This window comes from Veillonella sp., assembly GCF_032470285.1.
Taxonomy (GTDB): Bacteria; Bacillota; Negativicutes; order Veillonellales; family Veillonellaceae; genus Veillonella.
This window is the reverse complement of the sequence record NZ_JAWEKP010000003.1, coordinates 57731-82128: the sequence shown is the minus strand read 5'-3', so window position 1 is coordinate 82128 and position 24398 is coordinate 57731. Positions and strand designations below refer to the sequence as shown.

At 34.9% G+C, this 24398-nt stretch carries 19 protein-coding genes and 1 other annotated feature; of the genes, 15 read left to right on the top strand and 4 right to left on the bottom strand.

The window, feature by feature from the left end; translation table 11 throughout:
- Nucleotides 1-78: 78 nt before the first annotated feature.
- Nucleotides 79-311 (top strand) — a binding site (T-box leader).
- Nucleotides 312-452: 141 nt separating this feature from the next.
- Entirely contained in the window at nt 453-2363 is a 1911-nt protein-coding gene (gene thrS / locus E7B10_RS04550) for a threonine--tRNA ligase (RefSeq protein ID WP_227037086.1), read from the top strand.
- A 158-nt stretch (nt 2364-2521) separates the two neighbouring features.
- Complete coding sequence (locus E7B10_RS04545) at nt 2522-3727, top strand: MFS transporter (protein ID WP_287511134.1); 1206 nt, start codon at nt 2522-2524, stop codon at nt 3725-3727.
- Nucleotides 3728-3891: 164 nt separating this feature from the next.
- Here E7B10_RS04545 and E7B10_RS04540 read toward each other — a convergent pair whose 3' ends face one another.
- Nucleotides 3892-5385, bottom strand: a complete 1494-nt coding sequence (locus tag E7B10_RS04540) for a DASS family sodium-coupled anion symporter (protein ID WP_287511136.1) — start codon at nt 5383-5385, stop codon at nt 3892-3894.
- Nucleotides 5386-5816: 431 nt separating this feature from the next.
- On the opposite strand from E7B10_RS04540, the gene infC reads away from it, so the two are divergent.
- The 5 genes from infC to E7B10_RS04515 all read left to right on the top strand — a co-directional run bounded on the left by infC (nt 5817) and on the right by E7B10_RS04515 (nt 8555).
- Complete coding sequence (gene infC / locus E7B10_RS04535) at nt 5817-6335, top strand: translation initiation factor IF-3 (RefSeq protein WP_038150291.1); 519 nt, start codon at nt 5817-5819, stop codon at nt 6333-6335.
- A gap of 20 nt (nt 6336-6355) precedes the next feature.
- A complete protein-coding gene (rpmI, locus tag E7B10_RS04530; RefSeq protein ID WP_004696338.1) occupies nt 6356-6553 on the top strand; it encodes a 50S ribosomal protein L35 in 198 nt (65 codons plus the stop codon).
- A gap of 46 nt (nt 6554-6599) precedes the next feature.
- Nucleotides 6600-6950: a 50S ribosomal protein L20 gene (gene rplT, locus E7B10_RS04525; protein WP_004696335.1), complete on the top strand. Its 351-nt coding sequence runs from the start codon at nt 6600-6602 to the stop codon at nt 6948-6950.
- A 141-nt stretch (nt 6951-7091) separates the two neighbouring features.
- Nucleotides 7092-7646, top strand: coding sequence for a hypothetical protein (locus E7B10_RS04520; RefSeq protein WP_287511138.1), 555 nt, complete (start codon nt 7092-7094; stop codon nt 7644-7646).
- Between the two features lie 267 nt (nt 7647-7913).
- Entirely contained in the window at nt 7914-8555 is a 642-nt protein-coding gene (locus E7B10_RS04515; protein ID WP_038125449.1) for a PdaC/SigV domain-containing protein, read from the top strand.
- Nucleotides 8556-8677: 122 nt separating this feature from the next.
- Here E7B10_RS04515 and E7B10_RS04510 read toward each other — a convergent pair whose 3' ends face one another.
- Complete coding sequence (locus tag E7B10_RS04510) at nt 8678-8914, bottom strand: hypothetical protein (RefSeq protein WP_038125447.1); 237 nt, start codon at nt 8912-8914, stop codon at nt 8678-8680.
- A 116-nt stretch (nt 8915-9030) separates the two neighbouring features.
- Here E7B10_RS04510 and E7B10_RS04505 point away from each other — a divergent pair, with 116 nt between their 5' ends.
- From E7B10_RS04505 to E7B10_RS04480, 6 genes are all read left to right on the top strand, one after another.
- A complete protein-coding gene (locus E7B10_RS04505) occupies nt 9031-10248 on the top strand; it encodes a hypothetical protein (protein ID WP_008714210.1) in 1218 nt (405 codons plus the stop codon).
- Nucleotides 10249-10430: 182 nt separating this feature from the next.
- The gene (locus tag E7B10_RS04500; protein WP_008714208.1) at nt 10431-12026 is read left to right on the top strand and encodes a type I restriction-modification system subunit M; all 1596 of its coding nucleotides are present in this window, start codon (nt 10431-10433) and stop codon (nt 12024-12026) included.
- The gene (locus E7B10_RS04495) at nt 12016-13260 is read left to right on the top strand and encodes a restriction endonuclease subunit S (RefSeq protein WP_316055255.1); all 1245 of its coding nucleotides are present in this window, start codon (nt 12016-12018) and stop codon (nt 13258-13260) included. The genes E7B10_RS04500 and E7B10_RS04495 overlap by 11 nt, the downstream gene beginning before the upstream one ends.
- An 18-nt stretch (nt 13261-13278) precedes the next feature.
- Complete coding sequence (locus tag E7B10_RS04490) at nt 13279-16413, top strand: type I restriction endonuclease subunit R (protein ID WP_024062102.1); 3135 nt, start codon at nt 13279-13281, stop codon at nt 16411-16413.
- 221 nt (nt 16414-16634) lie between these two features.
- Nucleotides 16635-17087 (top strand): hypothetical protein, encoded by a 453-nt coding sequence (locus E7B10_RS04485; RefSeq protein WP_008714202.1) that lies wholly within the window; start codon nt 16635-16637, stop codon nt 17085-17087.
- Nucleotides 17081-18007, top strand: coding sequence for a site-specific integrase (locus E7B10_RS04480; RefSeq protein ID WP_008714200.1), 927 nt, complete (start codon nt 17081-17083; stop codon nt 18005-18007). Before E7B10_RS04485 ends, E7B10_RS04480 begins: the two co-directional genes overlap by 7 nt.
- A 23-nt stretch (nt 18008-18030) precedes the next feature.
- On the opposite strand, the gene E7B10_RS04475 is transcribed toward E7B10_RS04480, so the two are convergent.
- The gene (locus E7B10_RS04475; RefSeq protein ID WP_255324367.1) at nt 18031-18546 is read right to left on the bottom strand and encodes a restriction endonuclease subunit S; all 516 of its coding nucleotides are present in this window, start codon (nt 18544-18546) and stop codon (nt 18031-18033) included.
- Between the two features lie 104 nt (nt 18547-18650).
- Here E7B10_RS04475 and E7B10_RS04470 point away from each other — a divergent pair, with 104 nt between their 5' ends.
- Nucleotides 18651-19022 carry a hypothetical protein gene (locus E7B10_RS04470; RefSeq protein ID WP_038125442.1) on the top strand — a complete coding sequence of 124 codons (372 nt, stop codon included), beginning with the start codon at nt 18651-18653 and terminating at the stop codon, nt 19020-19022.
- Between the two features lie 162 nt (nt 19023-19184).
- Complete coding sequence (locus E7B10_RS04465; RefSeq protein WP_287511142.1) at nt 19185-22523, top strand: AAA domain-containing protein; 3339 nt, start codon at nt 19185-19187, stop codon at nt 22521-22523.
- A 640-nt stretch (nt 22524-23163) separates the two neighbouring features.
- Here E7B10_RS04465 and E7B10_RS04460 read toward each other — a convergent pair.
- A complete protein-coding gene (locus tag E7B10_RS04460; protein ID WP_008714197.1) occupies nt 23164-24375 on the bottom strand; it encodes an OFA family MFS transporter in 1212 nt (403 codons plus the stop codon).
- Between the last annotated feature and the right edge of the window lie 23 nt (nt 24376-24398).

The following is a 24398-nucleotide window of genomic DNA, read 5'->3' as shown; positions in this document are numbered from 1 at the left end:
AATTACAGTTTATAGTTCTTATTAAATTTACAGTTAAACTGTATTGAATTTTTTAGTCCTCTATGATACTATAATCTAGTAAAAGTGATGCAAAGGACATGATTCTTTTATCCCTGTGTACCAGAGAGAGGCTGATGCTGGAAATGCCTTACACATATATTAGAGTTACCCCCTTTAAACTGATTTGTCGAACCTAAGTAGGCAAATACGGTCGCCACCGTTATCGGGCTTAATGAAGTGAATTAACTATACACATATATTGGTATAGATAATTAACTAGGGTGGAACCGCGAATGATCTTCGTCCCTTGTTTGTAGGGATAGAAGGTCTTTTTTTATTACCCAATTTCTACAAGCTAATTACTCAATGTTTATGTATTGTGTGGTAAGTAGGTATATTGGTGAAAGTAGAAAATCAAAGCTATCCTAGTTTATAAATTGGAGGAAAGAAAAATGGCAGATGTAAAAATCATTTTACCTGATGGTAGTGCAAAGGAATACGCTGCTGGCACTACTCTTGGGGAAGCAGTAAAACAACTATCTAACAGCTTGGCTAAAAAAGTACTAGCTGCAAACGTAAATGGCGAATTAACAGACCTTCGCGAAGAACTTGTAGATGGTTCTGAAGTTGCGTTCTTAACATTCGAAGATGAAGGGGGCAAACATACTTTGCGCCATACAGCTTCTCATATCTTGGCACAAGCTGTTAAACGTTTATGGCCTGAAGCTAAATTGGCAATCGGTCCTGCTATCGATAAGGGTTTCTACTATGATATCGATATGGAACATACTTTGACTCCTGAAGATTTGGGTAAAATCGAAAAGGAAATGAGCCGTATTGTAAAAGAAAATTTACCGATTACTAAATCCGTTATGCCTCGTCAAGAAGCTATCGAATTCTTTAAAGCTAAAAATGAAGATTACAAGGTAGAATTGATTCAAGATCTTCCTGAAGATGCTGTAATCTCTTGCTACTCTCAAGGCGATTTCATCGATCTTTGTGCAGGACCTCACGTGGCATCCACTGGTAAGGTGAAAGCTTTCAAATTACAAAGCATTGCAGGTGCATACTGGCGTGGCGATGAAAAAAATAAAATGTTGCAACGTATTTACGGTACTGCATTTGAAAAGAAAGAAGAACTTGACGCATACCTTCACTTGCTTGAAGAAGCAGCTAAACGGGATCATCGTAAACTTGGTAAAGAACTTGGCTTGTTTGTTATCAAAGAAGAAGGTCCTGGTTTCCCATTCTTCTTGCCAAAAGGCATGGCTCTTCGCAACGAATTAGAAAACTTCTGGCGCGAAGTTCACCATGAATTTGAATACGAAGAAATTCGTACACCAATCATCTTGAATAAACAATTGTGGGAAACATCTGGTCACTGGTTCCATTACCGCGAAAATATGTACACTACAATTATCGACGAAGAAGAATATGCAATTAAACCAATGAACTGCCCAGGCGGTATCTTGGTTTATCAAAACGAAATGCATTCTTACCGTGACTTCCCATTGCGTTACGCTGAACTTGGTCTAGTTCACCGTCATGAATTATCTGGTGCATTACACGGCTTGTTCCGGGTACGTGCTTTCACACAAGACGATGCTCACGTATTTATGTTGCCATCCCAAATGCAATCTGAGTTGATGAAAGTTATCGAATTATTCGACCGCATTTATAGCCAATTTGGCTTGAAATACCATGTGGAATTATCCACTAAACCTGACAATGCAATGGGTGATGATGCGATTTGGGAAGCCGCTACAGAAGCATTGCGTAATGCTATCGAAGCAAAAGGCATTCCATACGTAATTAACCCTGGTGATGGTGCATTCTACGGTCCTAAACTTGACTACCATATTGAAGACTCCTTGGGCCGTACATGGCAATGTGGTACTATCCAATTGGATATGAACTTGCCAGAACGTTTCCAAATTGAATATGTTGGCGAAGATGGTCAAAAACATCGCCCTATTATGATTCACCGTGCATGCTTCGGCTCCATGGAACGTTTTATCGGTATCTTAACTGAACACTATGCAGGTGCATTCCCAACATGGATGGCTCCTGTACAAGTTAAAATCTTGCCTATCTCTGAAAAACACGTTGAATATGCTAAGGACTTGGCAAAACAAATGCACCGCGACTATGTACGTGTGGAAGTAGACGATCGCAGCGAAAAAATCGGTTATAAAATCCGCCAAGCACAAATGGCAAAGGTTCCATATATGCTTGTTGTGGGTGATAAAGAGGTCGAAGAAGGCACAGTTAACGTTCGTAAACACGGTGGCGATGAATTGGGCTCCGTACCATTCGAAGAATTCTTCAATTCTATTAAAACTGAAATTAAAGAACGCAACTAATTATTTACTCTCCTAGTAATTATAATGTTATAAATCCCCCTCACATCTTGCACAATTTAAATTAGTCTGTATAATTTAATAGTGATGAGATTATAAGAGGGGGATTTTGTATTATATTCGCTTTAATTGTTACCTGTGAGTAGCGAAAGGAAATGACTATGAAAGAAGTAAATTCATACGGCTGGAAAGCTGTTATTGGTTCCTCTATTGGCTATGCCATGGATGGTTTTGATCTATTGATTCTCGGCTTTATGCTGACCTTAATTTCAGGGGACTTAGGTTTGACCACAGGTCAAGCAGGTTCCCTTGTGACGTGGACCTTGGTAGGGGCTGTTATTGGTGGTTTTATCTTTGGTACCTTGTCAGATAAGTTTGGTCGTGTTCGTGTGTTGACATGGACTATTGTGTTATTTGCTGTATTCACTGGTCTATGTGCTTTTGCACAAGGGTATTGGGATCTTCTCATATATCGTACAATTGCCGGTATCGGCTTAGGCGGTGAATTCGGTATTGGTATGGCCTTAGCAGCTGAAGCGTGGCCTGCACAACACCGTGCAAAAGCGACGAGCTATGTTGCCATCGGCTGGCAGTTAGGCGTATTGGCCGCAGCACTGTTAACGCCCGTATTACTTCCTTATATTGGCTGGCGTGGTATGTTCATGGTTGGTATTATTCCTGCCTTTGTAGCCTGGTTCTTCCGTGCGAAATTACATGAACCAGAAATCTTTGTTCAAAGTAAAGAAATTAAAGAACACTCCCATACGAACTCATTCAAGTTATTAGTAAAAGATGTAAGAACTACAAAGACCTCTATAGGTGTTGCTATTTTAACATCTGTTCAAAACTTTGGTTATTACGGTATTATGATTTGGTTGCCTAACTTTTTGAGTAAGCAATTAGGGTTTTCCCTTACAAAATCGGGTTTGTGGACTGCCGTAACTGTATGTGGTATGATGGTCGGCATTTGGTTATTCGGACGATTGGCTGATAAAATTGGTCGTAAACCGACATTTATTTTGTTCCAAATATGTGCTGTGGCATCTATCTTGATTTACTCTCAACTATTTGATCCAACAGCTATGCTATTTGCCGGTGCTATTTTAGGGGCCTCCGTAAATGGGATGATGGGTGGCTATGGTGCCTTGATGGCGGAAGCATATCCAACAAGTGCTCGTGCAACAGCTCAAAACGTATTATTTAACATTGGTCGTGCCGTAGGTGGCTTTAGCCCAATGGTAGTAGGCATGATCATCTCACTGTACTCCTACCAAGTGGCAATCGCTTTCCTCGCGATTATCTATGTAATCGATATTTTAGCAACCGTATTCTTAATTCCTGAACTAAAAGGTAAGGAATTAGAATAAATAAATAATTTTGAAAGCTTTACATTGAAAAGAACATAGACGTTTTATATTGAAACGCATATAAAAATCAAGAGGCTCTGTCATAAGACAGAGCCTTTTATAGTATGTTTAATTTAAAATATTAGAATTATTTAGAGTGTTTGGTCTATTTAGAATATTTAGACTTACGCGATTCCAATCCAGTGCCAGTATGTAAGTGCAAATACGAGCATCATGATATAGCCGATGATGGTTAATGGAATGCCTGTAGTCATAAATGTTTTTACGTCGAATGTATCTGTACCGTAAGCTACCATGCCTTGTGGTGAGTTTACTGGTAATACCAGACCAAAGCAGATTGCATATTGCATGAGCATTGTTACACCGAGTGGATTAAGTCCTTCTGCGGAATGTCCCATAACGATGGATATTACGATAGGAATCATGGCAGAGGAAAGGGCTGTAGCTGATGCAAATCCAAGATGGATTAAAATCAAGAAGGCAGCCATAATAGAAATCAAAAGGAACACGCTTGCCGTTTCAAGGGAGAAAGCATTTACGAATACTTGTGCGAGCCAGGTGGCCGCTTTCATTTTAAGTAATACGGAACCAAGTCCTATACCAGCCCCAAACATAACAATCGATCCCCAGTCGATCTTTGGCTGTGCAAATTTCCAGTCCATAATGCCAATTTTAGGGAAGAAGAATAAGGCAATTGCTATAATAGTAGTTGTTGTAGTATCGACGGAGTGTAGTTTACCGCCTGTTGCCCACAATGCTAATAAACCAATGGAGATGCATAATAGTTTCTTTTCATCAAATGTCATTGGACCGATTTCTTTACGCATTTTAGCGAGTTGTACATCACCGCCAACGAGCTCTTTAAACTCAGGTTTAATAAAAGCTTGCGTTACAAAGTAAGTAATAACAGCCATAATTATGGAGAACGGTGCAGCTGCTGTAAGCCAATCAATCCAACTTACAGATGTGTTCATCTGTGTTTGCATAAACCCAACAGCTACGAGGTTTTGTGCGGCTGCTGTTTGAATCATAATATTCCAAAAGGTATCTGCTTGTACGGCGCCTACCATGAGGAGAGCGGCTACACGGCTTTTACGTTTAATACCTAAGTTTTCAACGATACCGATAATAATTGGAGCAAGACAAGCGATACGAGCCGTTGCACTCGGTACAAAGAAGGCTAGAATAAGACCTGTAATAATAACACCTAAATAGATGCGGCTTACCTTTGTACCTACACTAGACAATACGAGCATGGCTATGCGACAATCGAGACCCGTTTTACGCATGGCTACAGAAATAAACATAGCGGCACCTACGAGAATCATCGCAGGAGAAGAATAACCTGAAATAATCAGTTTTAAGGCATTGGCTGTACCCATAGCTTTTGCTGGTGCCTCAGGATTTGGAGAGAAGCCTAGTAATAAGGCTGTGAGCGCCGTAATCATGGTCGCACTTACCGGATAGGATACAGCCGATGTCATCCACAAGATGATAGCAAAGGCGAGGACCCCAATCATGCGATGGCCCCCAGTAGATAATGTTTCTGGTGTTGGTAATAATAAAATGCCAACTAACACAATAAAGGCAAGAATAAGACCTATATTTTGAATTGTTGTACGAGCCTTTTGAGGAGGCGAACTAGTTGTTACACTCATAATAAAACCCCTTTCAGTTTGTGTAATACCTATTACTGTATAATACTTAGTTAGATAATGTTTAGTTAGATAATACTCAGTTAGATAGAATATGTTATATATATTATTGTATCGTATTTTTCTATAGAATTAATAACTATATTATAAATTATATTATAGAAATATTGTATACATAAAGGATGGATAGGTGTCAGTAAGTATACCTATATACAGAACTTATAATCTTTGTTATACTGTAAGAGTTGTAATAATAAATTGCTGAGAACAACCTAAGATTGTTGTTGACTTTCACTATCTAATTTGTTATTATAATTAAGTAATTTATGAAGCAGAGGCCATCCGCCACTCACCTAATACCAAGAAGTATGAGGTTAATATAGAGAATTCTATTCGGATGGTGTTTGCCGTCCGTTTTTTTTATTCTCTTGGAGGTGAACGCTATTAGCAAGGATACACCACGCATTAATGAAGAAATTCGTGCTCGTGAACTTCGTGTCGTAGGTCCTGAAAACGAACAAATCGGTATTATGTCTGGCCGTGAGGCTTTGGCATTGGCTGAAGAACAGCATCTTGATCTTGTGGAAATTGCACCTAACGCTAAACCACCAGTAGCTCGCATTATGAACTACGGTAAATATCGTTATGAACAACAAAAACGCGAGAAAGAAGCGAAGAAAAAACAAAAAATCGTAACTTTGAAAGAAGTCAAATTACGTCCACATATTGAAGACCATGACTTTTACGTAAAAATGAAAAACGCATCCAAATTCTTGGGTGAAGGTAACAAAGTAAAAGTGACCATTATGTTCCGCGGTCGTGAACTTTCACACCCTGAACTCGGCATGGCAGTGTTGACACGTTTTGCTGAAGAACTCAAAGAAACGGCGTCTATTGAAAAAGCAGCTAAATTAGAAGGTCGTAACATGACCATGATTTTAGTAAGTAAATAAGGTATTGGGAGGATTATATTATGCCAAAAATTAAAACTCGTCGCGCAGCGGCTAAACGTTTCGCAGTAACTGGTACTGGTGAATTCAAGCGTGCGAAAGCTTTCAAAAGCCACATTCTTGAGAAAAAATCTCCAGCTCGTAAACGTAATTTACGTAAAGCTACATTGGTTGCAAAGGCTGACCATAAACGCGTAGCTAAATGCTTACCATACGCTTAATCGTTAACTATTAGATCGATACATCGTAATTTAGGAGGAATATACAATGGCAAGAGTGAAAAAGGGCGTTACAGCTCATGCACGTCATAAAAAGATTTTAAAATTAGCTAAAGGTTACCGCGGTACACGTTCCCGTTTGTTCAAAAAAGCTAACGAAACAGTAATGAAAGCGTTGTACTACGCTCGTCGTGACCGTCGTGCAAAAAAACGCGAATTCCGTCAATTGTGGATCGCTCGTATCAACGCAGCGGCTCGCATCAACGGTACAACTTACAGCCGTTTCATCGCTGGTTTAGCTAAAGCAGGCGTTGAAGTTAACCGTAAAATGTTGGCTGACTTGGCAGTTAACGATGCAGCAGCATTCGCTAAACTTGTTGAAGTAGCTAAAAATGCTTAATAACATAACAATATACATTGAGGACTCTCTTTGGAGGGTCCTTTTTTATGTGGTGAAAGTAATAGATTATCAATACTTTTATAATATGATATCCTATACATATAATGTGTGTGATAATATTAAAAGAGAGGATTTAAATTAATGAAAAAGTTATTTTCTATGTTATTGTTAGCATGTATAGTAATACCATTACAAATCCAAGCTATATCGATGGAAGCTATTAAAAATGATAAGAATAATATTCCTATTCTTACAGGGAAAAATGCCATTACGTATTTTGTAGATAAGAGTTCCATTAAAAGAATAGAAGAGAACCAGTTTATTTATAAAGCACAGGCAGTTGTATATGAGGTTGAAAATAATAATAGTCGTAGAACTAACTCATATATTCACAAGGTTTTAGTTACTTATCGTTATGATATAAACCATTCTGTAGCCAGCGTATTACGTACTCCACAGTATGCACAAGATTATTCACTCCTCATATATGCTAAACAAGCTAGCTCTGGTATGAAATTAACGATAAATAGTGTGGAAGATTTTAATTATGAAGGTGTAGCCTTGGGTAACTTTAGCAATATTCCAGAACAATACGTTGATGTAGCATTGCGTGATCCTAAATATGTTGTAGGTAATTATATCTTTAAAGAAGCTTATGGTACAGCTTTTGAAAATATGACTCTTCATAAGAAATAAGATAAATGAGTTTATGGAAGTAGCTAAAAACGCTTAATAGCATAATAATACAGATTAAGGACTCTCTTTGGAGGGCCCTTTTTGTATGGTGAAAGTATGATATAGCTACATTTATATTTTAGTGTAAAATACTAAATCGTTTTGGCTGTTTTATAAAGTGAAATAAACTATCAAAAAAGTAAAATATAAAAGAGGAGTTTTATTATAGCTTGTAGAACTAACATAGTAATAAACCTATTTAAGGTGCTTGTAAAAGGAGGCATTATTATGGGAATCTTTAAAAAGCTATGTATGACCTCTATGTTAGGTGTTATGTTAACTGTACCAACGTATGCAACTGTTGTTACAGGCAGTCAATCAGATGTAAATTTAGATTTAAAGTATCCTTTAGTTTATACAGAACATGCTTATGCTCAAAGAGTTATTAATACAGATATTGCAAATTATGTACTCGAAGCAAAGGATATGTATTACAACCAACATATTTATCAAGTTTCTCAAAACTATAAGGTTACCTATGAGGATAGTCAAGTTGTTTCAATCCTACTAACTACCTATTATTACTACGCCGGAGCTGCTCATGGTATGTATAATACAAGAGGTCTTGTATATAATAAAGTAACAGGTCAACGCATTCCATTATATAACTATATAAAAATTGCGAATGCAGCACAATTGGATAACGGTTTACGATCCCATGTATTAAGTTATTATACAGGTAATCATATAAAGAGCTATATTCCAAGTGGATGGAGTGTAAAATATGTAACCGATAACTATTGCTTACGTGGTAAGGGGAACATTGATCTAGTTTACCAACCATATGAACTAGGACCGTACGCAGCTGGTAATACCTATATTGGTTTTACACCAAAAGCCATTGAATACTTTAACAGAATGAACTCCTGATAAAAGTATGTTGCTATATTGATCCTAACTGTATTTTGATGAATTAAATAGTATTCTTGTAATATACGACAAAAGCCTATAGTACATTTTTAGTACTATAGGCCTTTATCGTATTTACCATATTATCTTCTAAATCCGCCGCATCCTCTAGTATTAGAGTTTGGACCGCAATAATTTTGGTTGTTATTGGTGCCTGGTGCATAGTTAGTATTGTTCGTATTGTTATCGGAGTTGTATTGTGTGTTAGTGTTGCAATTGTACTGAGAGTTATTGCATACATAATCGTAAGCAAATCCAGTAGATACAACAGCGGTTACGGCTAAAGCAGTCATGATGAGTATACGTTTTGTAAATTTCATAGTAATTACCTCCTTGTTCATATATTTATATTATACTACTATGAGTCAAATAAAATATGATATTCTATACATATATACTATTTGAGAGGCATTATGTGAAAGGATGAGAGTCTATTATGAAACGTGTATTGATGGCTGCACTATGTTTAAGCTGTGTTACGTTGGGAAGTCATGCGATTGATATTAATATACCAGGTGCAGATCCTACAGTAGCAAAAGATGCCTATCAGAACTATCGTAAGACTGGTAATGAAGTCCAAAAGACTGAAAATATTATAGCTAATCAGATACGAGATGAATATAACAATAATGGCTCTAAAAAATGGACACTAGATGAGTTACTATACTTTACAAAAGAATTGTATCATTCTACAAAACAGTCTTCTTCTGTTTTTATTCTTAAGGATAATGGGGCAAATATTAAATTTACTGTACCAGAGAGTAGTCAATTTGGTAAAACTATAAAAGGGGACCCATTAACTACAGAGGTTCAAAAAGGAAATTTCCGCTTAATTGAAGGCAATATACATTATACTATTCGTAAGAGTGGTGAAAGTCAAGTTAAAGAAAATTCGTTCTCGTATCCTACTGTTAGAAATGCTACATGGGAGATTGGGCAGACTAAAAGTGGAGCTTTAGAAGGGGCTATTAACTTTGGCGTAAAGTCCGATCCTTCGCTGTCTTATCATATTAGTTATGATTTAATTAAGAAAAAGGAATTAGAGCTATTAAAGACACATGATCAGCAATACGTGTATAAAGAGCTAATGTCACCATTAGTTAATTATGTACTACCTTCGATTGAGCCTGCAAAACAAATACTTTCAAAAACAAAACCAATAACTATTAATGGATTCACGTTCCAAACTTTAAAATCAAGTGATTTAGTGTATCATGGCCCTGATAATGATTCAATTTATATCTATGATGGTAAAAAATATCGTGAAGGTATCATGGTGAGAGAATTAAAACCGGAAGAGTTGGCTAATCGTCATCAAATTAATTATAAATTGATACGATTCTTCATTATGTATAAGCCATATTCTGATTTCAAGCCAATTCAATACGCAACGGTTTGGAATGATGCCACTCCTGCTATCTATATGGAAGTAGAACGATCTAAATCTAGAATGTACATTCAATCACTATATGATGATAAATATTTATATACTCACTTTATAATGGCCGATTTAGATTATAAAACACCATCAAAAGACTTACGCGATATAGTTCAATATGTAGACAATGCAAATGACAAAGATAAATATGCTAAAAGCCAAGCTGGGATGGGAGCTATACCTAAAGGTATATATGAAAACTCATCTGTAAAATAAGGGGAAAATAGTCAATCTATGATATAATCTTGACTTGATTTCCAATTTAGTTCATAAAAATATATATGTAAGTTTTACCACATGTATTCACTATTACTATAGTAAAGTGTTTATATGTGGTATTTTTTATAGTAAAATTAAGATAATTACTATGAATAAATTATGAAAATACAGGAGATATTATGGGGGCGGAATTAAATCAAAAATTATTTAGTGCTGCAGATAGTTTGCGTGGCAAAATGAGTGCTGATCAATATAAAGATTATCTTTTAGGGCTAATCTTTTATAAATATTTATCTGATAAATTATTAGAGTCTACAGTTGTAAAAGCTTATAAATCCCTTGATGAATATGATACAGTAGCAAAGCAAACAGAATTGTATAAATCTTATATTTTAAATGATAAAAGCAAGGCGTTTTTTATTGCGACTATGTCAGATACGTTAGGGTATCATATAGAACCGCAATATCTTTTTAGTGAACTTGCTAATTCTGTTAAGGATAACTCTTTTGAATTGGTTCATTTGAGAAATGCTTTTGTACGATTGGAAACGGCATACAAACAGTTTGAGGGGCTATTTGATGATATTGATTTAGATTCAAAACAACTTGGTGTAGATGCGAATCAACGAAATATTACCATTAGTGAAGTTATTAAAAAACTAGATGAAGTTGATGTGTTAGGTCATGATGGTGATGTGATTGGCGATGCATATGAATATCTGATTGGTGAATTTGCTGCTGGCTCAGGTAAAAAAGCAGGTGAGTTTTACACCCCCCAACAAGTATCTAATATGATGGCTCAAATTGTAACAATTGGACAAGAGGATACACCATCGTTTACTGTATACGACCCTACAATGGGTTCTGGTTCATTGATGCTAAATGTACGTAAGTATTTAAATAATCCAGATCGTGTACAATACCATGGACAAGAACTTAACGTAACTACATATAATCTTGCACGTATGAATCTTATTCTTCATGAAGTAAATGCTGAAGATCAACGTCTACATAATGGGGATACACTAAATAAAGACTGGCCGACAGATGAGCCGTATATGTTTGATTCTGTAGTTATGAATCCTCCATACTCTGCAAAGTGGTCTGCAGATCCTACATTTATGGATGATGCACGTTTTAACCGTTATGGAAAGTTAGCACCTAAATCTAAAGCTGATTTTGCTTTTCTCTTACATGGGTTTTATCATTTAAAAACATCTGGTACTATGGCAATTGTTTTGCCACATGGGGTTTTGTTTAGAGGGGCAGCAGAAGGTATAATTCGAAAAAAATTATTAGAAGATGGAAGTATTTATGCGGTGATTGGGATGCCTGCAAATCTATTTTTTGGAACATCTATACCGACTACTGTAATTATTCTTAAAAAGAATCGCCCAGGACGTGATGTGTTATTCATTGATGCAAGCAATAATTTCACAAAATTCAAAAATCAGAATAAATTAGAACCAGAGCACATAAAACGCATTGTTGATACTTATAAAAATCGTGAAAGTATTGAAAAGTACTCTTATTTAGCACCATTTAAAGAAATTAAAGAAAATGATTTTAACCTAAATATTCCACGCTATGTTGATACCTTTGAAGAAGAAGCTCCTATTGACATGGTTGTACTTGGCAAAGAGATGAAAGCTATTAAGGAAGAAGAAGCAAAATTAGAAAAAGAGATTTATGATATGCTTCTTCAGTTAGATTGTACTGATGAAGATAAAGATTGGTTAAATGGTGTACTTGAGGTATTTAATTATGGCAAATAAACCAAGAATACGATTTAGGGGATTTACTGAAGATTGGGAACAGCGTAAGCTGGGAGATTTAGCTGAAATTGTACGTGGTGCATCTCCAAGACCGATAAGTGATTCAAAATGGTTTGATAATAATTCAGATGTAGGTTGGTTAAGAATTTCAGATGTTACAGCCCAAGATGGTCGAATTCAATATTTAGAACAAAAAATATCTAAATTAGGTCAAGATAAAACTCGTGTTGTAAAAACACCACATTTATTATTGAGTATTGCCGCAACAGTAGGAAAACCTGTAATCAATTACGTTCCAACAGGTGTTCATGATGGTTTTTTAATTTTTCTAAATCCTAAATTTAATATTTTATATGCTTTCTGGTGGCTAGAAATATTCCGAGAAGAATGGAATAAGTATGGTCAACCAGGTAGTCAAGTGAATTTAAATTCTGATTTAGTAAAAAATCAAGTTATTAATATACCAAATGAAAAAGAACAAGAAAAAATTAGTTCATTTTTAGAGGCTCTTGATAGAATTATTACCCTTCATCAGTGTAAGCTTAAAAAGCTCAATTTAGCTAAAAAATCATTGTTACAAAAATTATTTCCAAGAAATGGAAGTCAAATTCCAGGGGTTAGATTTAAAGGATTTACTGATGCTTGGGAACAGCGTAAGTTTCTTGATTTATTAGATACACAAAATGGAATCAGAAGAGGTCCATTTGGTAGTTCATTAAAAAAAGATTCTTTTGTAAAGAAGTCTGACTATGTAGTATATGAACAACAAAATGCCATATATGATAATTATGTAACTCGTTATTTTATTTCAAAAGAGAAATATAATGAGTTAATTCGGTTTAATATACAACCAGGCGATTTTATTATGAGTGGTGCAGGTACTATAGGTAGAATCTCAATGGTGCCAGATGGCATAAAGAAGGGTGTCTTTAATCAAGCGCTAATTAGATTTAAAGTGGATAAGAACTCTGTTAATCCACTATACTTTCTCAAATTTATGCAGTCAGATATGATGCAAAAACAGCTGACACAAGCAAATCCTGGATCTGCCATGACAAATCTGGTTCCAATGGATGAGTTAAAAAAGTGGGATGTTACCATTCCATCACTTGAAGAACAAAATAAGATAAGCAATTTTATAAATCAAATAGATGAGTCTATTACCCTTCATCAGCGTAAGTTAGAAAGGTTACAAGAAGTAAAAAAAGGCTTGCTTCAAAAAATGTTTGTATAGAATTACAGGGATAACTATATGGGGAAATTAAATAATACAAAAGAAGCTCAGCTCGAACAAAATCTAATTGATTTACTTTGTGCACAACATGGACAATGGACTTTTCGTTCGGATTTAAAAACAGAAGAAGATTTATGGAACAATTTACGTAATATTATTGAGATTCGAAATAAAAGTGAACTTAATGATAATATGTTAACTGATAGTGAGTTTAAGCGAATTCGATCAGAAATATTGGCAAATACTAAAACGCCTTTTGAAGCCGCAAAATGGCTGCGTGGTGAAAAGGGAAAGTGTTCAGTTGTTCTGGAAAGAGATAATGGTTTAGGGCGTATAGAGTTAATTATTTATTCTAGTATTGAAAAAAATGGTGGCTTTTCTTCTTATGAAATAGTACATCAAATTGCAAAAAATAAATCTAACTTAGAAGAACGAAGTCGTCGATTTGATATTACTTTATTGATAGGTGGTCTGCCGATTATTCAAATAGAATTAAAAACAGCCATAGCAAAGGATGGGGTTAAGCAAGCCTATTATCAAATAGAAAAATATATTGATGAAGGGACATTTTCAAATACTATATTCCAAACGCTACAGCTATATGTTATGTCTAATGAACAAACGACTCGATATATGGCTGCTGCTCCAAAAGGTGAGTTACAAGAAAAATTTATGTTTGGTTGGCGAACTCGAGATAATACAAGGGTTGAGAATATTAATGAGTTTGCAAAGCAGGTATTAAATATTCCAAGAGCTCATGAATTAGTATCTGAATATATGATTCTTAGTGAAGAAGTAAGCAGTAAGATATTAATGGTCTTACACCCATACCAAATTCATGCTATAGAAGCAATTTTTGAGGCTGCAAGTAAACATCAATCTGGTTATATTTGGCATGCAACTGGTTCAGGTAAGACTATAACTAGTTTTGTATCTACAAAACTACTTGCCCAAAAGAGTGGGATAGATAGAACTATTATGCTGTTAGATAGAAAAGATTTAGATAATCAAACGACATCAGAGTTTACTAAATTTGCCTCTGCTTACTCAACAGGTGTAAATACTAACAAAAATACACTTATAGTCGGTACGGGGAATACCAAGGAGCTTTCAAATGCTCTTAAACAGGATTCAAGTTCTAATGTAGTAATTGTGACTACACGCCAAAAACTAAATAAGGCTGTTGAATACTTGCAAGAAAAAGAACCAGGAAGACTTGCTAACCTTCGAGGAAAACATATTGTATTTATTGTTGATGAATGTCATAGAGCTATTAGTGCTCAAAATATGGATGATATTAAAAAAGTATTTCCAAAATCGACATGGTTTGGATTTACAGGTACACCTATTTTTGAGGAGAATAAAAAGAGTTCTGATGGTCAATATGCCCGCACTACACATGATCAATATGGAGAAGTTTTACATCGATATACTATAAAAAATGCGCTTGAAGATGGATCTGTATTGGGATTTCAGGTAGAACATGAATCTACTATACATCAGGATGAACTGGCGAATGTAGTGTACCGAGCAATGCGTTCGGAAGAAAAAAATATCAATTATACCGATGAGGAGCTAGTGTCCACTATTGAATCTATGAAGGATATTGATAAAGAGCAATATTTACAGAGTACACATTATGAGTCAGATGACCATATTCAATCTGTAATTCGCAAAATTTTAAGCCCTAACAATGCATATAGTAAATTTGTATTCAAAGATGGTAAGCCAACAATGTCTGCTATTTTGACAACTAGTTCTATTGATATGGCGAAGCGTTATTATAAGGCAATTAAGAAATTTACAGCCCATAAGAACTGGTTAGAAACACAGTTTCCCAATAATCCTTTGCGCCAGGGTGCGGTTATGAATGATCCAGATTTTCCACGTGTGGCAATTACATACTCTTTAGAGGAAAATACAAAGGATTCAGCATTAAAAGAAACTGAAATGGCTGAGATTATTGATGAGTATAATCAGATGTTTGGGACCTCTTGGTCTATTGAAAGTATTAATCGTTATAATGGTGACATTAACAATAGGCTAGCGCGTAAAAAGGGTGAGTTTAAAGAATTTGGTAAACATTTAGATTTAGTTATTGTTGTAGATCGATTATTAACAGGATTTGATGCTCCTAGATGTCAAACCTTGTTTGTAGATCGGAACTTACAATATGCTGGACTCATACAAGCGTTTTCTAGAACTAATCGAACATATAAAGGAAAAGATAAAGGTTTGATTACAACCTTTAGAAAACCTGCGACGATGAAGGAACATGTATATGCAGCAACTCGGTTGTATTCTCAAACGAATAATAATAGTAGTTTGATCTACCCAACATATGAAGAATCTAAAAAGAAGTTTAATGTTGCATATACAGCTTTAGTAAAATTAGAGGCTATAAATTCAAATAATCCTATTACTGAATATGCTCCCGTTTCAGATCGAATTAACTTTGTGAAGTGCTTCCAGGATTTAAATAAAGCTTATCGTGCTATTGCCTCATATGATGACTTTAACATAGAACTTGATAATGACAAACATGGTACCTTTTCTAAAAAGATTGCAATTATAGAAGACAATATTGGCTTATATAATACGATAAAAGCATCCTTAAAACCTGATGATAAGAATGAACCTGGTATTGAATTAATTGATTTCTTTGATTCTAGTACAGTACAGACATATACTGTTGATAAAAGCTATATAGATGCTTTATTAAGTGAATATGAGGCGAACAGTCAAGATACTCGTGCAAAAATTGAAGATGCTTTAACAAAGTTGAATAAGAGTGAATCAGTCCGTACTATTTATAAACATATTCTTGATGATATTGATACACAGGTGATAGATAAAGATAGTAATCTATTGAAAATAAAAAGAGAATATTTTACTAAAGCTTATGACTCTATTGTTGAATCCTTTGCATCAACATGGTGTGTTAATCAGGATGAACTTATGGTTTCTGTAAATCAATCTACACTAGGTGAAGATATATACAATAAAAATAGAATAGTAGGCAGTGCTAACTATCCTGTATATGTACAACAACACCCCGATTCTGATCCATTTTCATACCCTCAACACATGATAGAAGCATGGGAAGTATGTTTGTCTGATGAAGTTATACCGTTAAGAGATGAATTGAAGTAGCAACATAAAATCCTAAAGTATATTTGTTAATAATAGAATATCCGAAGTTTTGTCCGTATATGGTCAGAAACGTTTAGATTTGGTCGTATTAGACATTATATGGTGTTTAATACGGCTTTTTATTTTCTTGGGAACAGCGTAAGTTAGGGGATTTATATAAACGTGTAAATGAACGTAATGATGGAACTTTAGGGCGGGATAAATGGATTTCTGTTGCAAAGATGTATTTTCAGGATCCTGATAAAGTACAATCAAATAATTTAGATACACGTACCTATGTGATGAAAAAAGGAGATATAGCTTTTGAGGGACATCCAAATAATGAATTTAAATTTGGTCGATTTGTATTAAATGATATAGGTACTGGTATCATTTCAGAGCTATTTCCCATTTATAGACCTATTACCGAATATGATTTAGATTTTTGGAAATATGCGATTCAACTTGAACGAGTGATGGCTCCTATATTGGCAAAATCTATTACATCATCAGGAAATTCATCAAATAAATTAGATCATAATCATTTCTTAAATAAGGAACTTTTAGTTCCTAATATTGAGGAACAGAAGAAAATAGGAACCCTATTAAGCCTATTGAGTAAAAATATTACCCTTCATCAGCAAGAGCCATTTCTATGTGGGAACAGCGTAAATGGTGGGGTAGAATTATGTTGACAATAGAGGAAAAATCCGAACTATTTTATATTTATTACGAAAAGTGGATACGAATTTATAAAGAAGGGGCTATTCGTAATGTAACAATGCGAAAATATGAGATAACTCTATTATGGTTAAAAAAATTAGTTCCTGAACTTAAGCTTTCACAATTAAACAGAATATCGTATCAACAATTATTAAATGATTATGCAGAGTTTCATGAACGACAAACAACAATGGACTTTCATCATCAAATTAAAGCAGCTATATTGGATGCAGTAGATGAAGGATTTATTGATAGGGATCCGACGCGGAAGGCTATTATAAAAGGTCGGTCACCGAGAATAAAGAAAATCAAATATCTAAATCAGTTTGAATTACATACCTTGTTAGTTAACTTGAAGTTGACATCCGAGATTAACTGGGATTGGTTGATATTGATAATAGCAAAAACTGGGATGCGATTTTCAGAAGCTTTAGCATTAACGCCAAAGGATTTTGATTTTTCACATCAATCATTGATTGTGGATAAAACGTGGGATTATAAAGGAAATGGTGGATTCCTGCCAACGAAGAATCGCTCATCAGTGAGAAAAATACAGCTTGATTGGCAAACAATCATAAAGTTCTCAGAACTAATTAAAGGCTTACCTGAAGATAAGCCTATATTTGTGAAAGGTCGTGTATTCAATTCGACAATAAATGGTGTATTAGAACGGTATTGTAAAAAGTTGGGAATACCAGTCATATCAATTCATGGTTTACGACATACTCATGCCTCGTTGTTACTTTTCGCAGGGGTATCGATTGCAAGTGTTGCAAGAAGACTAGGGCATGCAAGTATGACGACGACACAAAAAACATATATCCATATTATTCAAGAAATGGAAAATAGAGATATTGATCTAGTGATGCGGTCTATGGCTGGATTAGCATGAGAATTATTATATAGAAATGGCTTTTACTGATGAAGGGTAATAATACTATCCATCTTCTCAAAAAGAGTCGAAATCTCTTTTTGTTCATTAAGCAGAGGAAATGTTAAATTAACTTCTTGTAAATCGGAATTATGTAAATGAACTACTGACTTTCCTTGAGCTCGTTTACTCAACTCTTTTTGTTGTTCTCCATTTGAGATAGTCAGAGCTAAAAATGTTGGATCCAATAAATGATTTACTTTAATTACATTCAAATCACCACCAATAATAACTCCTTGATCTTTAACAACTGAAGCACGAGAAATATCTTCTACAGTTTCACCTGATGCTGGAACTATTACTTCATCGCCTTGACTAATAACTGATTTATCTTTTAATTCAACAAATGTATCTACATTCCTAATAGTGGTTTCATAATTTGTATAAAGACGACCATATAGGATAATTGGATCTCCAGACGGTGCTAAATCTGATTTAGAATAGCCATTACCTTTTGAGAATGTAGCTATATCTCCTAACTTACGCTGTTCCCAAGTAATTTTAAGGAGATAAATATGCAGAATTTTGATAATTATAATTATGAAAAATATGAAAAATGAGTGGAACTGAGTTTCGATTAAAGGTAAGTGAATTAGAGGTGAAATTGTCTGAAATTGGATTATCTTTAATTAAAGAATATGCTAGTGGCGGCTTAAAGGCACTACTTTTATTAAATGGTGCAGCTGGTATAGCTATCTTAGCTTTTCTAGGAAATATTTTGGGAACTGAATTTGAACGTTGGATTAGAGGAATTGCATGGGGATTAGTTTTCTTTTCGATAGGTGCCTTTTTTTCAACTATTTCTTGGTTATTTGCCTATATATCACAAACATATTATAACGAAGCTAATGGTAATGATAAAATGATTAAGAATGGTACTATCTGGCGTAATACTACAATTATAACTGTTGTTGTTAGTGGAATCGCTTTTCTTGTTGGTGGATTTTTGATATTTTATGTTATAACTAGTTATTAAATTACTATGAAATAAATGAGAAACATAAGATGTTCTTATTTGAGTAATATCTTTAAGAAACAGTCTGACTATACGGTTAAACTGTTTTTATTTGATTTTCATGAAATCTCTTTCTTCTACCTGTATAATATTTTCATTAGTCTAATGAGAGGGTAGGTATAGATGAAAGATACTGCAAAGCAAATTATAAAGTATTGGTATTCACTTGAATGTTTGCAACCGAAAGAGGTTCCTAAGTATAAAGCAATTCCTAAGAAGTATGTTAATGAGCTTGTATTTACTACTGAGAATGATACAACTACTATTTATCAACAGTCTGTAATAAAACCTTATTGGAAAAGAACAAATTCGCGTGTTTCTACGTATGTAGTCCCGTTACCAAATGATTCTTATAATTACTCTATTACTGATGAGATTAAATATTTTAAGGATGAAAAGGACTATGTTTTAGATGATGAACATGCTGTTCTATTATGTGTAGTTAAAGGGACTGAAGTATTAGAGGCCTTCATTGATAAACTAGAAATTGAATATCCTGAAAAACCATATTTAGGGAATGTGTATAGTGCATCGTTTGTTGTTGATGCAGAGGGATACTATAAAGAGGGGAGTCTTCAAATTGCTCCTTTTATTTGGGTGATTTATCAAATGATGTCTCAGCCTGATGTGGAGTTTAAAGATATTAAGCTAGATGGTTGGCATGAGATTGTTAAATCAATTGAAGATAGTTTTAATCTTCCTGAGGAAAAAGTATCTCTTGATAATGCTGCACGTGTAATTAATACATATTTACGAGAGCATATCTTAGAACCTATGGGTATTACCATGTTCCGTGCTGGTGATATTTATGGCTACTGTGGTTTTCAGGCAGAGGAGATTCAGCTAGTTAAAGCTGAGACAATGCCTATTAATGATTTAAAATCTAGCTTTTTCCTCGATGATTTACAGTTGGTGTTACAACACATTGATACATTAAAGGATAAAGATAAGTTATTGTCTTATATCAATAGTCTTAATCAGGATATTGAGCATTATGATTTGTTAAAGGATACTGATCAGATGCGCAAATGGTATAATCCTAAGGTTTTACCATATGGTAGATGGCCTTCAAAGTTTAATTTATCCTTTATGCAGCAAATTGCTGTTAATATTGCTAAGGGGAACCCTAAAGATATTTTTTCGGTTAATGGACCTCCCGGTACAGGCAAAACCACATTATTGAAGGATATTATTGCTAGTAATATTGTTGAACGTGCTGCTAAGTTTTGTGAAAGTAATAATGTAAACGATATCTTTAAGAAAGTTATGGGCCGGGATGGGACATCTTTTTACTATGATATACCTAGTGATATTGCATTATATGGCATGCTAGTGCTTTCATCAAATAATAAGGCCGTTGAAAATATTACATTAGAATTGCCAAATATTTCCTCTGTGGAAGAGGGGACTAATGGGTCTACATTATTTCATCCAGATTCCTCTAATCAACAGGTTGATTTATCTTATTTTGTTAAGGATAAGAAGTATCAATTTGTTAAATCTAATGAGGTATATTTTACCTTTTTAGCAGATCGTTTAGCGGAAAGTAATGAACAATGGGGCCTAATTTCTGCGAGACTTGGTAAGAAGTCTAATATAAACACATTTATGCCAGTATTAGATGCATTATCCTCAGATATGTCCTCTATTATGCGTATGCCTAGTGCTCAAGATGCTTTTGAAAGTGCCAAGAAACAGTTTCAGGCTCAACATAATCTTGTAAAAGCATTATTTACTTATGTAACAGCCTATGAAGAGAATATTCATTTGATTCAAGAATTAAAGGGTAAAATCGATAAATTAAAAGAGGAAGTTCTTGTAATCAATGAACAATTAAGTAAGTATGATGATTTAGATGATAACTTGTTGAAGTTGATAGAGCGTAAAAATAGTATTGAGTCTAAATTAATAGGGTTGAACAGCAAACGTTCTATTATTGATAAGATTTGGAGTGCTACCAACTGGTCTATTTTAGAAGCCATGAGTAATGCTGCATTGTTATCAGTTATTGAAGACGAGACTACAAAGCTTCAAAATGTTAAAGGTGAATTAGATGCATTACACCAGTTGGTTAATGAGCGTGAATCTATAATCAATACGAAAGATGGTTTATTAGCTGATATTAAAGGGCTTGATAATACTCTTCAAAAAATAGAAGAAACACAGCAAGATATTTTAGGTATATTAAAAACTGATAATAAAGACACTATACATTGTTTTGATGATATAGTATCAAATTTAATGTCACTTCATGAGGACCGAGCAGAGGCCCATACAGCGTTCTTATATATGTGCAACTACTTAAATGAATGTAGAGAACGTTTATTATATGATGCTTTACAATTGCAAAAGGCTGTTGTTGTGAGTGATGCTTTCAGAAAAAATATGCAATTACTTAGTCAGTATTGGGGCTCATTAAATGATAGGAAAAATTTACAGAAAAATTTTGACCTTGATGCTATATTCCCTGCATTACTTAATTCCTTGATGATTGCAGTACCAGTTATTTCCTCCACCTTTGCTGCTGTGGAGAGATTTTTGATTAATTGTAAATCTGAAAGTTCGTTAGGTACAATTATTATCGATGAAGCAGGACAAGCGTCACCTCATATGCTTGTAGGGGCATTATTCCGTGCGCAAAAGGCAATAGTAGTTGGTGATCCTAAACAGATTGAACCAGTACAAACTGTACAGGATTTGTTTGTCGAAAAAATTGGTGGCGAAGGTATTGGAAAATATCGGAGTAAAGAGCTATCTGTACAAAGTTTAGCTGATGCACAAAATCCGTTTGGAGGTATTATCAAAAATCTTGATAGTTCTGAATCTTGGGTCGGTTGCCCGCTCGTTATTCATAGACGCTGTAAAGATCCAATGTTTACAGTTGCTAATGAGTTATCTTATGGTGGTTTTATGATTAATAAGACCATGAGTCCTAAAGAACCTATTGATCCATGTAAAGAAAGCTGTTGGATAACTTATGATGCAAGTAATATTGAATCTACTACGGGTAAAGATCGATATATACAAGTACAAGGTCAAATCGCTTTTGAATTAATCCAAAAGTTACGAGCAGGAAATGTGAAATTTAAAGATATCTTTATTATTACACCATTTACTACTGTTGCGTATGGTTTTAAAAAGTATATGGAATTCATTAGTGATGATATCGTCAACTGGACAGATAAAGATAATAAGAGCGGTTGGTTAAAGGATAATATCGGAACTGTTCATACTTTCCAAGGAAAAGAAGCTAAAATAGTTATTTATATGCTGGGCTGCCAAAGTGATGGTTCTGCTAATGGCGCAATTAAATGGGTTAATGCAAATAATGTAAATGTAGCTTTTACAAGAGCAAAAGAATATGTATATGTTATTGGTGATGCTACTAAATGGGCAGAACTCAATAAAAATCTAGCATTTGCTCAAAGATATTTACCTGTTTATACTTTAGAGGATATCTAAAAAATATTAGCTGAAGACGATACTTATAAATGACGAATATATTAAAGGTTATAACAATAAAACAGGGAAAGAAATCCTTTGATTTCTTTCCCTGTTTAGATATGATATAATTTATATCAAAGTGAGGCATAAATGGTTTCGACGCCAGACTTCGCTTCTAGTGTTTAAAATTGAAGAAACGGTCTGACTTCTATGTCGGGCCTTTTTTCATGCTACGATTAGAAAGCTAGCTTTCAGCTAGAGGTCAATCACTTTGCTGCCATGATAATGGTCGCTACAAGTATGCCAAAGGAAATAATTAACGATAACACTTTGAATGTACTCATATTGATCACCGCCAATCTCTAGAAGATTAGCAAAGGCTGGACCCATTTAGAGGCCTCAAGTTCAATATAGTGCCGTCAATTATAAAAGTAAATAGATTAGGGGTTCCTAATAGTCACCTAGGTGACCAATAGGAACCTCTTTCATTTTGTAATGAGTTCGGGGGAATTTAACATTATCTTTTATAAAGAAAACAAGGAAAGAAATCTTTAGATTTTTTCCTGATTTATATATGAGATACTTTATATCGAAGTGAAGCCTAAATGGTTTGGTCGTGATAATGCAGTTACAATTTTTATATTACTAGAATCAAGTATCAGTTATGCAGCCCTCGTTTGCCGTATATTTTTAAGATTATAGCAATAATTGTATTTAATACGAATAGAAGAGCAAAGCATACTAAGGCTGTAGTATATCCATATCCTGCTTCGTGAAAGTATGATACGAGCATAGGGCCAACGATGCCAGCCAATCCCCAAGCAGTTAGAATACGGCCATGAATGGTAGAAAGTTGTCGTATACCGTAGAGATCCGCAAGATATGCTGGCATACAGGAAAATCCACCGCCATAGCATGTGATAATGAGAAGGATTAAAATTTGAAATGTTAGTGCGCTATTTGTTTGGGCGAGTAAATGGAATGCGACGATTTCTATAATAAAGAATAGTATGTAAGTTTGTGCTCGTCCAAGGTAATCGGAAATAGTAGACCATGCGATACGCCCCCCGCCATTAAAGATACCGATGATACCAACTAGCGATGCAGCTGCTGCAGGTGTCATACCAATGGTTTCTTGTGCCATAGGGGACGCTAAGGATAATAGGCCTATACCACAGGTAATATTAACAAAGAAGATCCACCAAAGGGCACTGAATTGCCAAGTTTTCATGGCATCATTGGCTAGCATGCCATGGTTATGAACGTACATGGTGGATTTATCTTTAGTAGTTCGAGTTAGGTGTTTTTGTTGAGGTGCTTTCAAATAGAGAGAAGAGGCGCCCATAACTACGAGATAGATTATACCGAGGATAATGAAATTATCTACCAATCCAACCTGAGCTACGAGGTATTGCATAAGAGGCCCCGCAATGAGTGAAGCAAATCCAAAACCCATAATGGCTAAGCCGGTAGCAAATCCTGGGCGATTTGGAAAGTACTTTACGAGCGTAGACACTGGTGTTATATAACCAATGCCTAGTCCAATACCACCAATGATGCCGTAGAAGAGGTAGAGTAAGGTAAGATTATGTATGCTAAGTGCATAGGCCGTACCGAATAATCCGGTTACCCAGAATAACATAGCGAGAAGGCCACTTTTTTTAGGACCTATTTTTTCTGCAAAGGATCCAAGAAAACCCGCAGATAGTCCGAGCATTAAAATGGCTAATGAGAATGTCCATGTTGTTTGCGATAAGGTAAAACCCATATCTACCATGATTGGACGTGTAAGTACGCTCCATGCGTATACGCTACCAATGGATATGTGTAGACCAATGGCTGCTAATGCAATAAACCAACGATTTCTCATAAGAAAACTCCTTTCGTATAAAT

Bases quoted from the DNA above. Each gene is read 5' to 3' on its own strand.
- E7B10_RS04485 (WP_008714202.1), top strand. From the start codon at position 16,635: ATGTATTTTCAGGATCCTGATAAAGTACAATCAAATAATTTAGATACA.
- rpmI (WP_004696338.1), top strand. From the start codon at position 6,356: ATGCCAAAAATTAAAACTCGTCGCGCAGCGGCTAAACGTTTCGCAGTA.
- E7B10_RS04510 (WP_038125447.1), bottom strand. From the start codon at position 8,914: ATGAAATTTACAAAACGTATACTCATCATGACTGCTTTAGCCGTAACC.
- E7B10_RS04515 (WP_038125449.1), top strand. From the start codon at position 7,914: ATGGGAATCTTTAAAAAGCTATGTATGACCTCTATGTTAGGTGTTATG.
- E7B10_RS04505 (WP_008714210.1), top strand. From the start codon at position 9,031: ATGAAACGTGTATTGATGGCTGCACTATGTTTAAGCTGTGTTACGTTG.
- thrS (WP_227037086.1), top strand. From the start codon at position 453: ATGGCAGATGTAAAAATCATTTTACCTGATGGTAGTGCAAAGGAATAC.
- E7B10_RS04465 (WP_287511142.1), top strand. From the start codon at position 19,185: ATGAAAGATACTGCAAAGCAAATTATAAAGTATTGGTATTCACTTGAA.
- E7B10_RS04490 (WP_024062102.1), top strand. From the start codon at position 13,279: ATGGGGAAATTAAATAATACAAAAGAAGCTCAGCTCGAACAAAATCTA.
- E7B10_RS04520 (WP_287511138.1), top strand. From the start codon at position 7,092: ATGAAAAAGTTATTTTCTATGTTATTGTTAGCATGTATAGTAATACCA.
- E7B10_RS04500 (WP_008714208.1), top strand. From the start codon at position 10,431: ATGGGGGCGGAATTAAATCAAAAATTATTTAGTGCTGCAGATAGTTTG.
- E7B10_RS04480 (WP_008714200.1), top strand. From the start codon at position 17,081: ATGTTGACAATAGAGGAAAAATCCGAACTATTTTATATTTATTACGAA.
- E7B10_RS04460 (WP_008714197.1), bottom strand. From the start codon at position 24,375: ATGAGAAATCGTTGGTTTATTGCATTAGCAGCCATTGGTCTACACATA.
- rplT (WP_004696335.1), top strand. From the start codon at position 6,600: ATGGCAAGAGTGAAAAAGGGCGTTACAGCTCATGCACGTCATAAAAAG.
- E7B10_RS04540 (WP_287511136.1), bottom strand. From the start codon at position 5,385: ATGAGTGTAACAACTAGTTCGCCTCCTCAAAAGGCTCGTACAACAATT.
- E7B10_RS04545 (WP_287511134.1), top strand. From the start codon at position 2,522: ATGAAAGAAGTAAATTCATACGGCTGGAAAGCTGTTATTGGTTCCTCT.
- E7B10_RS04495 (WP_316055255.1), top strand. From the start codon at position 12,016: ATGGCAAATAAACCAAGAATACGATTTAGGGGATTTACTGAAGATTGG.